General features: G+C 56.8%; 13 protein-coding genes and 1 other annotated feature. Of the genes, 1 reads left to right on the top strand and 12 read right to left on the bottom strand.

Annotation, left to right across the window (positions count from 1 at the left end; translation table 11 throughout):
• Nucleotides 1–44: 44 nt before the first annotated feature.
• The 3 genes from QMG93_RS17910 to QMG93_RS17900 all read right to left on the bottom strand — a co-directional run bounded on the left by QMG93_RS17910 (nucleotide 45) and on the right by QMG93_RS17900 (nucleotide 2,589).
• The gene (locus QMG93_RS17910) at nucleotides 45–557 is read right to left on the bottom strand and encodes a deoxycytidylate deaminase (RefSeq protein ID WP_281938759.1); all 513 of its coding nucleotides are present in this window, start codon (nucleotides 555–557) and stop codon (nucleotides 45–47) included.
• A 29-nt stretch (nucleotides 558–586) separates the two neighbouring features.
• Entirely contained in the window at nucleotides 587–1,879 is a 1,293-nt protein-coding gene (locus QMG93_RS17905) for a homocysteine synthase (protein WP_281938757.1), read from the bottom strand.
• 122 nt (nucleotides 1,880–2,001) lie between these two features.
• Nucleotides 2,002–2,589 (bottom strand): ComEA family DNA-binding protein, encoded by a 588-nt coding sequence (locus tag QMG93_RS17900; protein ID WP_281938754.1) that lies wholly within the window; start codon nucleotides 2,587–2,589, stop codon nucleotides 2,002–2,004.
• Between the two features lie 120 nt (nucleotides 2,590–2,709).
• Here QMG93_RS17900 and comER point away from each other — a divergent pair, with 120 nt between their 5' ends.
• The gene (gene comER / locus QMG93_RS17895; protein WP_281938752.1) at nucleotides 2,710–3,534 is read left to right on the top strand and encodes a late competence protein ComER; all 825 of its coding nucleotides are present in this window, start codon (nucleotides 2,710–2,712) and stop codon (nucleotides 3,532–3,534) included.
• Between the two features lie 95 nt (nucleotides 3,535–3,629).
• On the opposite strand, the gene leuS is transcribed toward comER, so the two are convergent.
• From leuS to yqeH, 9 genes are all read right to left on the bottom strand, one after another.
• Nucleotides 3,630–6,080: a leucine--tRNA ligase gene (gene leuS / locus QMG93_RS17890; RefSeq protein ID WP_281938751.1), complete on the bottom strand. Its 2,451-nt coding sequence runs from the start codon at nucleotides 6,078–6,080 to the stop codon at nucleotides 3,630–3,632.
• A gap of 53 nt (nucleotides 6,081–6,133) precedes the next feature.
• Nucleotides 6,134–6,379 (bottom strand) — a binding site (T-box leader).
• A gap of 323 nt (nucleotides 6,380–6,702) precedes the next feature.
• Entirely contained in the window at nucleotides 6,703–7,506 is an 804-nt protein-coding gene (locus tag QMG93_RS17885; RefSeq protein ID WP_281938749.1) for a class I SAM-dependent DNA methyltransferase, read from the bottom strand.
• 49 nt (nucleotides 7,507–7,555) lie between these two features.
• A complete protein-coding gene (locus tag QMG93_RS17880) occupies nucleotides 7,556–8,458 on the bottom strand; it encodes a S1 RNA-binding domain-containing protein (RefSeq protein ID WP_281938747.1) in 903 nt (300 codons plus the stop codon).
• Nucleotides 8,455–8,802 carry a ribosome silencing factor gene (rsfS, locus tag QMG93_RS17875; protein WP_054973706.1) on the bottom strand — a complete coding sequence of 116 codons (348 nt, stop codon included), beginning with the start codon at nucleotides 8,800–8,802 and terminating at the stop codon, nucleotides 8,455–8,457. The genes QMG93_RS17880 and rsfS overlap by 4 nt, the downstream gene beginning before the upstream one ends.
• A 22-nt stretch (nucleotides 8,803–8,824) precedes the next feature.
• Nucleotides 8,825–9,406, bottom strand: coding sequence for a bis(5'-nucleosyl)-tetraphosphatase (symmetrical) YqeK (yqeK, locus tag QMG93_RS17870; protein ID WP_281938744.1), 582 nt, complete (start codon nucleotides 9,404–9,406; stop codon nucleotides 8,825–8,827).
• Nucleotides 9,396–9,983, bottom strand: a complete 588-nt coding sequence (locus QMG93_RS17865) for a nicotinate-nucleotide adenylyltransferase (RefSeq protein WP_281938742.1) — start codon at nucleotides 9,981–9,983, stop codon at nucleotides 9,396–9,398. The genes yqeK and QMG93_RS17865 overlap by 11 nt, the downstream gene beginning before the upstream one ends.
• A gap of 49 nt (nucleotides 9,984–10,032) precedes the next feature.
• Nucleotides 10,033–10,326 (bottom strand): ribosome assembly RNA-binding protein YhbY, encoded by a 294-nt coding sequence (gene yhbY, locus QMG93_RS17860; protein WP_216796622.1) that lies wholly within the window; start codon nucleotides 10,324–10,326, stop codon nucleotides 10,033–10,035.
• A 440-nt stretch (nucleotides 10,327–10,766) separates the two neighbouring features.
• On the bottom strand, nucleotides 10,767–11,636 hold the full coding sequence (locus QMG93_RS17855; protein WP_281938739.1) for a shikimate dehydrogenase: 870 nt from the start codon (nucleotides 11,634–11,636) through the stop codon (nucleotides 10,767–10,769).
• Nucleotides 11,637–11,661: 25 nt separating this feature from the next.
• Complete coding sequence (yqeH, locus tag QMG93_RS17850) at nucleotides 11,662–12,789, bottom strand: ribosome biogenesis GTPase YqeH (RefSeq protein WP_281938736.1); 1,128 nt, start codon at nucleotides 12,787–12,789, stop codon at nucleotides 11,662–11,664.
• Between the last annotated feature and the right edge of the window lies 1 nt (nucleotide 12,790).

The following is a 12,790-nucleotide window of genomic DNA, read 5'->3' as shown; positions in this document are numbered from 1 at the left end:
CGCACGCCCCAAAAGAGGTTCTTCCTCCTAAGCTTTGGATCGTTCTAATTTTTCACTTCGCTGACCGTTCCGGCCGGCGGATCGTAGTTTTCAAGCTGCCGGAACGTCATTCCGCGCTGCTCCATCAATGCTCGCACCTTGTCGTTATCTTTCGGATACGGCCGGTGGAACACGATTTCCGACACGCCGCTGTTCGCAAGCATATTTGCGCACGTCCAGCACGGCTGGTCGGTCACATAAACAACAGACCCTTCGCGGTCTTCGCGGTCTGTAAACAGCAGCAGGTTTTGCTCTGCATGGATCGTCCGGATGCAGCGCTGCTTCTTGACCACCTGCTCCTTGCCGTCCGATGCGACCAATTCGTACTCTTCCACGAGCATGCAGCCCGCTTCCGAGCAATCCGGCACGCCCATCGGAGCACCGTTGTACGCCGTGCCGAGCAGCTTCTTCCCCTGCACCAGGACGGCTCCAACGTGCCTTCGGCTGCATTGGGAGCGGGTGGAAGCCATATAGGCGATATCCATAAAATACGTATCCCAATCTTTACGTGCCATCATGCTGATTCAAGCTCCTTTGTTTTACGGCTCTATTTCTGGCTTGCTTGGATCGCTTGATCCAAATCATAAATAATGTCGTCGATCGCTTCCGTGCCGATGGACAGACGAATCATCCCCGGCGTTACGCCCGCCGCCGCCTGCTCCTGCTCGCTAAGCTGCTGATGCGTTGTGCTGGCCGGATGGATGATGAGCGACTTCGAATCGCCGACGTTCGCCAAATGGGAGAACAGCTTTACCGCATTGATCACTTTGCGCCCTGCTTCCACACCGCCTTTGATGCTGAACGTCATGATCGCGCCCTGGCCTTTAGGCAAATATTTTTTCGCCAGCTCATGCGACGAATGGCTCGGAAGACCCGAGTAGCTTACCCAATCCACAGCTTCGTGCTTTTCCAGGAATTCGGCAACCTTCTGCGCATTGAAGCTGTGACGCTCCATGCGAAGATGAAGCGTTTCGAGCCCTTGCAGCAGGAGGAACGCGTTGAACGGCGAGATCGAAGCGCCCATGTCGCGCAGAAGCTGCACGCGTGCCTTGATAATATAAGCGATCGGCCCGACGGCGTCGGTATAGACGACTCCGTGGTAGCTCGGGTCCGGATCGGTCAAACCGGCAAATTTGCCGCTGGCTTTCCAATCGAAACGGCCGCCGTCGACGATAATGCCCCCGATCGAGGTGCCGTGCCCGCCGATAAATTTGGTCGCGGAGTGAACGACAATGTCCGCTCCGTGTTCGATCGGACGGCAAAGATACGGGCTCGGGAACGTATTGTCGATAATCAACGGAATGCCGTTCTCATGCGCAATAGCCGCTACGGCAGCAATATCGAGCACGTCGCCCTTAGGATTGCCGATCGCTTCCGCGAACACGGCTTTCGTCTTAGGCGTAATAGCTTTCCGGAAATTTTCCGGACCGCTCGCATCAACGAAATGCACTTTAATGCCGAGTTTCGCCAGTGTATTTGCAAAAAGATTGTAAGTACCGCCGTACAAGGTGGACGATGAGACGATCTCGTCGCCCGCTCCGGCAATGTTAAGGATCGAGTATGTGATGGCCGCTTGGCCGGATGCCGTCGCCAGAGCCGCAGCTCCGCCTTCGAGCGCAGCAACGCGTTTTTCGAACACGTCGGTCGTCGGATTCATAATGCGCGTATAGATGTTACCGAACTCTTTGAGAGCGAATAAATCGGCGGCGTGATCCGTATCGCGAAATCCATAGGACGTCGTCTGGTACAAAGGAACTGCTCGGGACATCGTCGTTGGGTCAATCTCCTGTCCTGCGTGAACGGCCAACGTTTCCAAAGAAAGCTTGCGCTCATCTGACATACTGCATCCTCCTTATAATCAACAGAAATGATGGATAATCGTACCTATTTTCGCACATTCCGCAGCAAAACGAAAGCTTTCTCCGCAAAACATTCAAGACATAATTGCACAGCCTGGCCGATTCAAGGCTCCAACGTGACGAGAGGCTTTATTTTTTGCAGCATTTTTTCGCCGATTCCCTTCACTTCCAGCAGCTGGTCCACGGATTTGAACGAACCGCCCAGCTTCTTGCGAAGCTCGACGATCGCTTGCGCCCGGCTGGCCCCGATTCCCGGGAGCTCGTCCAGCTGTTTGGCGGTAGCCGTGTTCAAATTGATTTTGCCCGAAGCGCTCTCCGCCGGCTTCCCGGCAGCGGCCTTCGCCGAATCGGAAGCCGCCCCGACGGCGGAAGCTTCTTCCGGTGGACTACCCACCGCGGTAGGCTTGGACGCTGACTCTGCGGAAGCCTTCTCCGCGACCGTGTTCTCTTTCGGCTCCGCCGCAGGGTTCTTTTCATCCTTCGCTGCCTTCGCCTCGCCCGGAAGCCCATTCGCCTGTCTTGCTTCGTTCTGCTCCTGAAGCAATTTTCTCATTTCTTCGTCCGCCGCCTTAAAGCCCGCCGGTATCCCCTCAGAGGTCCAAGGACGCCATAGCAGCAGTACAATGATAATGCCAGCGACGAGCACCAGGCCGGCAAGACGAACCAAAGCTTTTTCCGAAAAATGGGGCATTGCTCCACCTCGTTTCTGCATCGAATCTTGATCGAATCTTGATCGAAAAATCGAATGCATGGTTTTACGATCTGTCTCATATACATGAAAAAGGCTGCAATCCAATCAGGGGGGATGGTCATGCAAATCGGATTTATCGGAACAGGCAGCATGGGCAGTATTCTCATCGAAGCGTTCATTCAATCCGGCGCAGTCAGCCCGGAGCATCTTGTTGTGACCAATCGCACCGCCCGCAAAGCGGAACAGTTAGCGGAAAGCTACCCGGGCCTGCAAACAGCCCGTTCTAATAAGGAAGCTGCATCAGGGGCCCAGCTTCTTTTTCTATGCGTCAAGCCTATGGAATTTAAAGCGGTCATCGATGATATCCGGGATGTTGTCGCTCCTGAAACGGTCGTTGTCTCCATTACAAGCCCGGTGCAAATTCGTCATCTGGAAACACTGCTTCCCTGTAAAATCGCCAAGGTCATTCCAAGCATTACCAACTATGTGCTCAGTGGCGCGACACTGTGCATTTACGGAGAGCGGATGACCGACGAGGATCAGTCGCGGCTGGAGCTGCTGCTCTCCCACATTAGCGCCCCTATCCGCATCCGCGAGGAGCATACGCGTGTTTCTTCGGACATTACAAGCTGCGGCCCGGCGTTTCTGGCCTTTTTCGTGCAAAAATTCGTCGAGGCCGCCGTTGCCGCCACCGGCATCTCCGAGACGGAGGCTACGCAGCTTGCGGCCGAGATGACGCTCGGCACCGGCAGGCTGCTAACCACTGGAGGCTTTACGCCCGCTTCCCTGCAGCAGCGGGTGTCCGTTCCCGGCGGCATTACCGCGGAAGGTCTCCGCATAATGCAAAAAGAGTTGTGCGGGGTCTTTGACGACCTGATCCGCACAACTCACGCTAAATACGATGAAGATGTGGAAAAGGTGAAAGCCCGGTTTTTCAGCCCGTAGGCCGAACAGAACGCGATGCTTTCACGTCCTTTTCCGATATGAACCGCCGTGCTCCGATTCCGGAGTGCGGTTTTTTGTTTGCCCGACGCCGCTTCTTACCCTACGACGATATTGACAAGCTTGCCTTTGACGGCAATCACCTTGCGGACGGTTTTACCCGCCATAGCTTCTTTGACTTTATCCAAGCCAAGCGCCAGCTCCTGCATTGTCGCTTCGTCGGCATCCGCCGCGATCGTGGCGCGGTCGGCGATTTTGCCGTTCACTTGGATGACGATTTCCACTTCGTTGTCGACTGTCCACGCTTCGTCGTATACAGGCCATGCCTCATAAGCAACGGTACCGGAATGACCGAGCTTCTCCCACAGCTCTTCCGCCAAGTGCGGCGCGATCGGAGACAGCATTTGCACGAAGTTTTCCATCGCCGCTTTCGGCAGACGGTCCGTCTTGTACGCTTCGTTGACGAAGATCATCAGTTGGCTGATTGCCGTATTGAAGCGCAGCGCATCGTAGTCTTCGGTGACTTTCTTAATCGTGCGGTGCCAGGTCCGTTTGAACGCTTCGCTGCCCGCATCGCGATCTTCGGTAATTTTCGCACTCAACCCTCCGTCTTCGCCGACGAACAAGCGCCATACGCGGCTCAGGAAGCGGAATGTGCCCTCTACGCCGTTCGTATTCCAAGGCTTCGTCGCTTCCAGCGGCCCCATGAACATCTCGTACATGCGCAGCGTATCCGCGCCGTATTCGCCGACGATTTCGTCCGGGTTGATGACGTTGCCGCGCGATTTGCTCATTTTCTCCATATTCTCACCGAGAATCATTCCTTGGTTAACCAGCTTGTAGAAAGGCTCCTTCGTTTCTACAACGCCGAGGTCGTACAATACTTTGTGCCAGAAACGGGCATACAGCAGGTGAAGCACAGCATGCTCCGCGCCTCCGATGTACAGGTCAACCGGCAGCCATCTGCGCTGCAGCTCCTTGGAGCAGATCTCGTCCTTGTTCTTCGGATCGATAAAGCGCAGGTAGTACCAGCAGCTTCCCGCCCATTGCGGCATCGTGTTCGTCTCGCGGCGCGCTTTGAGGCCGGTCTCCGGATCTACCGTATTCACCCAATCCGTCACATTGGCAAGCGGCGATTCGCCGGTCCCGGAAGGCTTGATTTCGTCCACCTCCGGCAACAGCAGCGGCAGCTGATCTTCCGGTACGGTTTTCATCGTACCGTCCTCCAGATGGAGGATCGGAATCGGCTCGCCCCAGTAACGTTGGCGGCTGAACAGCCAGTCGCGGAGACGATAGGTGACTTTGCCTTGGCCTTTGCCGTTGGCTTCGAGGTGCTCAATCATTCGCACGATGGCTTGCTCGTTATTCAAGCCGTTCAGGAACTCGGAGTTGACGTGCGCGCCGTCGCCGGCGTACGCTTCCTTGTTTACATCGCCGCCCTGCACCACTTCCACAATCGGAAGGTCGAACTGCTTCGCGAACTCCCAGTCGCGCGGGTCGTGCCCCGGCACCGCCATGATCGCGCCTGTTCCGTATCCGGCCAGCACATAGTCGGCGATCCAGATCGGCACCTTGCTGCCGTTGACCGGATTGACCGCATAGGCGCCGGTAAAGACGCCTGTTTTTTCCTTCGCAAGATCGGTGCGCTCCAAGTCGCTTTTGCGGGCCGCACGTTCCTGATAGTCTTGCACCGCTTGAGCTTGCTCCGGCGTCGTAATACGGGCTACGAGCTCATGCTCGGGCGCCAATACGCAATAGGTGGCTCCGAACAGCGTATCCGGACGGGTCGTGAATACCTTCAGGCTATCGTTTCCATGTCCGTCGATGGCAAACGTCACTTCGGCGCCCGTAGACTTGCCGATCCAGTTGCGCTGCATATCCTTGATGCTTTCGGACCAGTCGAGCTCCTCAAGATCCTCCAGCAGGCGCTCCGCATACTCGGTGATTTTGAGCACCCATTGGCGCATCGGCTTGCGGATGACCGGATGGCCGCCGCGCTCGCTCAAGCCGTCGATGACTTCTTCGTTGGCCAGCACCGTTCCGAGCGCCGGACACCAGTTGACCGGCACTTCGTCCACGTAGGCAAGACCCTTTTTATACAGTTGAACGAAAATCCATTGCGTCCATTTATAATATTCGGGATCGGTCGTGCTGAATTCGCGGTCCCAATCGTAAGAGAAGCCGAGCGACTTGACCTGTCTGCGGAAATTATCGATATTGCGGAACGTAATGTCGCGCGGATGCTGTCCCGTATCGAGTGCATGCTGCTCCGCCGGCAAGCCGAAGGCGTCCCATCCCATCGGATGCAGAACGTTATAGCCGCGCAGCCGTTTATAGCGGGATACGATATCCGTCGCCGTATAGCCTTCCGGGTGCCCGACGTGAAGTCCTGCTCCGGAAGGATACGGAAACATGTCAAGCGCGTAAAACTTCGGCTTGCTCTCGTCGTCCAGCACCTTGAACGTTTTGTTTTTCTCCCAATATTGCTGCCATTTCGGTTCAATCGCCAAGGGGTTGTACCCTTGCTGTTCTCTAGTTTCCTGTGCCATATTGTGTAGACCTCCTTCGATTCAAACAAAAAAGCCCTCATCGCTAGCGCAACGCTAGGGACGAGAGGCTTATTTCCCGTGGTACCACCCTAGTTGACTCAGGCATGCTTTGCCCGGGTCCACTCTCCCCTTAACGCGGGGGACGTTTGCGGCTGTGACCGGCGAAGCTTGCGCTCGGTTGCGGTCTTTTGGCCTAACGGCTCGAAGATGAGTTCGCTGCCCGCTTCTACCGGTTCCCACCCGCCACCGGCTCTCTGAAAGAAAGCGCTGCAGTTACTAGTTCTTGTCACGGCCTTTTGCATATATGCTCCAATTAGGTTTCATTATATGAAAAACGATTCCTCCGTGTCAAGCCGGGCCCCTGATTTTCCCGAAGCTGCGGGATAAATGCCGCCGGGCCAATCGCAACGGGCCTGTCCCGGTTACATCCTCCACAACTTGGCCATACTTTGTAATAAAAGTTTTCTATTCAAAGCTTCGGAGGATGAGCCGTATGAAAGGATTCGTCAACGGGGTAATGCTGTCGCTCCCGCTATGGGGGATGATCCTGTGCCTGCTGCAACTGATTATCCATTTAACGCGTTAACGAGATGCGTCCGCGTCCGTTTATCCCACTTCAAGCTCAGTCCCGCGGCTTCACAGCCACAAAAAACGCTCGCTGCGTATCGTCCGTCGGCGCTTCGAACGAAAAGTCGGCATAGCATGCTGTCTCGGAAAATCCGGCCGCACGAAGCCGCTCCTGCACCCAATCGAGCGGATACGCCCGCTGCACATGCAGCTCCTCGATCCGGTGATACCGCTCGGTAATGGCGTCGTCAGACCCTTCCGCCCATGTGTCCCCTTCCCGCACGAACAATGTCAACTCATGCTCGATTTCGCAGCGGCCCGGATCGAAATCGCAGGTCCAGATGTAGGCGACGTCGTCATCGTTCAGGAAAAACGGCTGCGATTCCGCGTAGTTCTGAAGCTGGCTCTGCGTGTGCATGTCGAACACGAATACGCCGCCCGGAGCAAGCCCGTCGTATACTTGCTTGAAGGTCCGCTCGATGTCTTCTTCCTCCAGCAAATAGTTCAAGCAATCGCAAAACGAGATGACCGCGTCCATCTGACGGCCAAGCTCCCATTCGCGCATGTCCTGCTGAAGCCACATCACGCTTCCGCCCGCAGGAAAAGGCTTGCTCCGCTGGGCGTTTTCCGCTTTTTGACTGGCCATGGACAGCATATCCTCCGACAGATCGATGCCGACGACCTCGTAGCCGAGCTGCGCCAGCGGGACGGCTATGCTTCCGGTGCCGCAGCCCAAATCGACCACGCTTCTAGGCGTGCCAAACTTATCCCAGCATTTCTGCGCAAAGCGGAGCCAATCGTCGTATGGCATATCCTCCATCAGCCGGTCGTATAGATACGAAAATTGTTCGTAAGCCACGGCTTGCTCCTCCTTCACCGAACAGACAAAGGCCGGCTCCGAACGACCTTCATTCGGATGCCGGCTGCGATGCCGCTTCTTTTTTCAAATAGGTCCAGCTGCCTTCCTGATAAACCAGGCCTTCCTTCATCAGCTTGCCGATGCCGCGCTTGAAGGCGGACTTGCTCATGCCGAACCGCTGACTGATCAAATCGGCCGGGGTTTCGTCCGAATACGGCATCGCCTGATTCGGGCGCTCTTTAAGGAAAGCCAGCAGCTTCTCCGAATCGGTGTCGCGTCCGACTTCCTTACGCTCGCGCATCGAGCAGTTGACGTTGCCGTCCTCGCGCACAAACGTGACGCGCACCTTCACCTGTTCACCGAGACGCAGCAGCCGGCTTCTCTCGGACGCATGAATGAAGCCGATGACGCCGAAGCCGACCACGCCGCCGTCGCAGACGACGAACGATCCCATTTGCAGCGGCTTGTAGACGCGGGCATCGACCCAAGCGTTGCGCCAGGTTGCCGGAGCATCAAAGCACAGCCGTTTGAGCCGGTCTTCTCCGGCGACTTTGGCTACAAGCCGTCCTTGGCGGTCGTGCGCGAGTACGACGAACACGCGGTCTCCGACTTCGGGACGCAGCTCCTTAAGCTCAGGAAGCTCTTTAAAAGGAAGCAGCAAATGACGTCCGAGCCCCATTTCGAGAAAGCAGCCGAAGCGCGGATGAGTGTCGACCACTTCGAGAAGCGCGACTTCTCCGAGCGTCACGAGCGGCTTGCGCATCGTCGCCGCCAGCCTGTCCTCGGTGTCGTGGAACAGGAATACCTCAACCTGCTCTCCCGGCTTCACTTCCCCGGCGGCTTCGCTGTAATGGAGCAGCACGTCCTGTGTGCCGTCCGTCAAAAAATAACCGTGCGGCGACACTTCCCTCGCCACGTCCAAGCGTCGGATCGTTCCGGCTTCCAGCCTCATACCCGTTCGACCACTTTCGCGTCGGACCACAGCCGCTCGATGTTATAATATTCGCGATCGTCGCGGTGAAACACGTGAACGACGACGTCGCCCAAGTCGACAAGCACCCAACGGGCCGTGTCCATGCCTTCGAGGCCGCGAATTCGTGCGCCGCGCTCTTCCGAACGCTTTTTAATCTCGGTCGCGATCGCTTGCACCTGCGTTTCGGAATTACCGTGGCAAATCACAAAATAATCCGCGATCAAAGAAATCCCGCGCAGATTCAATGCCGTTACGTCCATCGCTTTCTTGTCTTCGGCCGCATCGACCACAAGCTGCATAAGCTCATCCGGTTGAATGGTCATATCGTTTCCTCCTGTAAATGAATCATACCGTTTCTCCCCGCTCCTCCAGCTCCCGGATCAGTCCGTTGCGAGCTTCGAAGGTCAGCGGATAAATTCGCTTGCCTTTATCCAATAAAAAACGGATCGTTCCGTCAAATCCGGTTATAAGTGCCTTCTCTAAACTATGTTCGGCGTTTTGGCGAATATTATGCACGCCCGGAAAATCCCGACCCGGCTCCATGTAATCCGCCAGACAAACGACCTTGTCCAGCAGTGTCATTCGCGCCCGCCCCGAGGTGTGATAACGGATCGCATTCAGCACTTCCTCGTCGCTTACGCCGTACTGCTCCCGGGCGATCCAAGCGCCCGCATGGGCATGCCACAGCTCTTTGTCATAATCGAGCAAATCCTGAGGCAGACCGTTCTCGCGGATGATGCGCGCTTGCTCGTCCACGCGCCAATATTTGCAGACATCGTGGAGAATGGCCGCCAGCTCGGCTTTGGCCGGGTCCGACCCATAGCGCTCCGCCAGCCGCACCGCCGTTTCCATGACGCCAAGCGTATGGTTCCAGCGCTTCTCCGGCATCTGGGAGCGAACTGATTCGATCATTTCCTCACGCTTCATACAAACGGTTCACCTCGATATAATGATTTACCCGGTCCGGGACCATGTAACGCACCGACCGTCCCGAAGCCCGACGCTGCCGGATTAACGTGGACGACAGCTCGATTTGCGGCATCGGTACAAGCTTCACCGCCTGCCGAATGGCATCGGGTAGCCCCTCGTAGCCCGTTTCGTAGCCCGGCCGCTGCAGTCCGGCGAAAGTAACCAGTCGGGCTAGCTCGTCGATCTTATACCACTTCGGCAAATATCGGACCATATCGGCCCCGATAATATAAGTAAACCGATAACCGGGATGCTGCGCCCGAAGCATCGTTACCGTCTCGATGCTGTACGATACGCCGCCTTTGCGCAGCTCCATATCCGAAGCCCGGAAGTGCGGGTGCCCTTCGACGGCCAGCTCGACCATCTCCAGCCGCTGCCGCGGGGAAGCCCCGGGCGCCTGTTCTTTATGCGGAGGCACGTTCGTCGGCATAAACCATACCTCGTCGAGTTCCAGCCTCTCGCAGACGCTTTGGGCGGCAATCAAATGCCCGATATGAACGGGATCGAAGGTGCCGCCCATCAGACCAACCTTCATCCGGCATCCCCCTTTTTTTAGCTGAAATGCCACTTCTACCGCCGTAAGCTTAAACCGGGAGCTCGATCGTCTTATGCTCGCGGGATTCCTTGTAGAGCACGATGATTTTGCCGATCACTTGAACCAGCTCCGCGCCGGCACCCTGCGCCAACTGCTCGGCCACTTCGCTCCGGTCCTCCATACAGTTGTTAAGCACAGTCACTTTGATCAGCTCGCGGACTTCCAGCGCCTCGCTGATGTGTCGGATCAGATGATCGTTTACGCCTCCTTTGCCGACCTGAAAAATCGGGTTCAGATGATGCGCCATCGAGCGCAAATACCGTTTTTGTTTGCCTGTTAACATAGTTGTTATTGATCCTCCTCAAGTGGATACCCTCCTAAATCCTCCCTAGTAGGGAGGACCCCAAAGGGCTGCGCCCTCTGGACACCCGAAAGGGGCGTGCCTGCTGCGGGGCCGGCGTTGAAGGGACGTTCGCGCAGGAACGCTTTCGTCCCTTCGGGACACGCTCGCATGCGGCGTTCTCTCCATACGTATGCCCGGGGTGCGCTGTGTTGCGTCGTGCGGTTTTTGTTGGACTGAGGGGAAGGAGCCGCCTCATGACGCTGTCATGAAGCTCTTGTTCGGCGCAAGGCGCAAACCGGGGCGTCAGGGGCTCATGACCTTGTCATGAAGCGCCCTGGACGCTTTCTAAAACCCCAACAAACCCAAAACCCGCAAAGTAAACCCTTGCCAAATCCGTGCCTAACCGAAACGCAGGCGTTCTTCCAAGTTCTTCAAAAATTCTACTGCACCGACTCCATAAAAGATTGTTCCACCACTTCGCGCATGGCGGCGATTGGAGCAGGCTGGCCGGTCCAATATTCGAAGGCGTACGCGCCTTGATATATGAACATGCCGAGGCCGCTGTGAATGACAGCGCCGCGCTGATCGCGGGCTTCGCGCAGGAAACGGGTGATCAGCGGGTTGTACACCAGATCACTGACGACCGTCTCGGGGCGAATTAATGAGATGTCCATCGGAACTTCGTCCACGTTCGGATGCATGCCGAGCAGCGTGTTGTTGACGATCAGAGCGGCCTCTCCGGCCAGCTTCGGAATCTCGTCCAGGCCGTGCCCGGATACGCTCCCGAATTCGCTCATCGACGAAGCGAGGTCGAGCGCCTTCTCCTTCGTGCGGTTCGCGATGTAGATGTGCTCCGCTCCTTCGCGGGCCAGCGCGTAGCCGACGCCGCGCGCCGCTCCCCCTGCGCCGATCATAAGCACCTTGCGACCCTTCAGCGAGATGCCCGTCTCTTCGCGGAGCGAACGCATATACCCGATGCCGTCCGTATTGTAGCCGATCAGCCGGCCGCCTTCGTTAACGATAGTATTCACCGCTCCGATGGCGCGGGCTCCTTCGTCGATTTCGTCCAAATAGGACATGACCTCGACCTTGTGCGGAATCGTCACATTGACCCCGCGGAATTGCAGCGCCCGGATGCCGGCCACCGCGTCCTTCAGCGTGCCGGGCAGGATGTGAAACGCTCCGTACGCCGCATTGATTCCCGCCGCTTCGAATGCCCTGTTCAGCATGATCGGCGATTTGGAATGCCGGATCGGATCGCCGAACACTCCGTACAAAATCGTGTGGCTGTCCAGTTTATGCTTGCTCATTCTCGTCCGTTCCTCCCGCTCCCCGCTAGATGACCGATTCCCGAACCGCGACTTTCACGCCTTTCGGCACGTGGATGACCAGATCCGCTCCGGCAGTGCCGTTTACTTTGATCCAGCCGAGGCCCGAGACCGAGACGTCCAGATTCGCATTCTTCGGAATGCGGATCGGATGCTTGGTCAGCTTGGGTAACTCCTCCAGCTCTACCAGGCTTGGCGGCGACAGAAGCACGCCCCGGTGCTCCTCGTACAGCTCGTCCGCCCGATCCAGCTTCGTCCGATGGGCCTGGAGCGCGTTGGAAACGTAGAACGTGAACGATTGCCGTTCGCCCTGTACGAAATCGAAGCGCGCCAAGCTGCCGAAGAAGATCGTCTGTTGATCGTTCAATTGGAACACCAGCGGCTTGATCGGCCTGTCCGGCATCACCTTCATCAAATCTTTCTTGCTGACGAGCTCCGTCAGACGATGCTTGTACACGATGCCCGGCGTATCGATGATCGAGGCGCCGTCGTCCAGCGGAATGCGCACGAGATCAAGCGTCGTACCCGGATATTGCGACACCGTCAGCTCGGCGTCCAAATCGCTGTAATCGCGAATAAGCCGGTTGATGAGCGTCGATTTGCCGACGTTCGTCGCCCCGACGACATAGATGTCGCGCCCTTTGCGGTGCAGCTCCAACGCTTCGATAACCCGCTCGAAGCCCATATTTTTTTTCGCTGAGCACAGGACGACTTCCACGACCCGAAGTCCCGCTTCCTTCGCCTGTCTCTGCACCCAGTTCACGATCCGGTTGTAATTCGTCACTTTGGGAAGCAGATCGATTTTGTTCACGACCAGGATGACCGGGTTGGTGCCGACAAACCGCGCTAGACCGGAAATCATACTGCCCTCGAAATCGAAAATATCGACAATGTTCACGACCAGCGAGTCCGTTCCCCCCACATGGGTGAGCAGCCGCAAAAAATCGTCCTGATTGAGCGTAATGCCCGAAGCTTCATTGTAATTCTTGATGCGGAAACATCGCTGGCAAATGATCGGCGTGCGCGCAAGCGCTTGAGCCGGGACATAGCCGAGCTGGTCCGGCTGCTCCGTTTGGAGCGCTACGCCGCAGCCCGCACAGCGGTTGGTTTCGGAATGTTGATTGTGGGCCGTCATA

The sequence above is a fragment of the Paenibacillus tyrphae genome (assembly GCF_027925525.1).
GTDB classification, from domain to species: Bacteria; Bacillota; Bacilli; order Paenibacillales; family NBRC-103111; genus Paenibacillus_G; species Paenibacillus_G tyrfis_B.
Note: the sequence above shows the minus strand (reverse complement) of the source record. Positions and strands in the feature narration are given on the sequence as shown.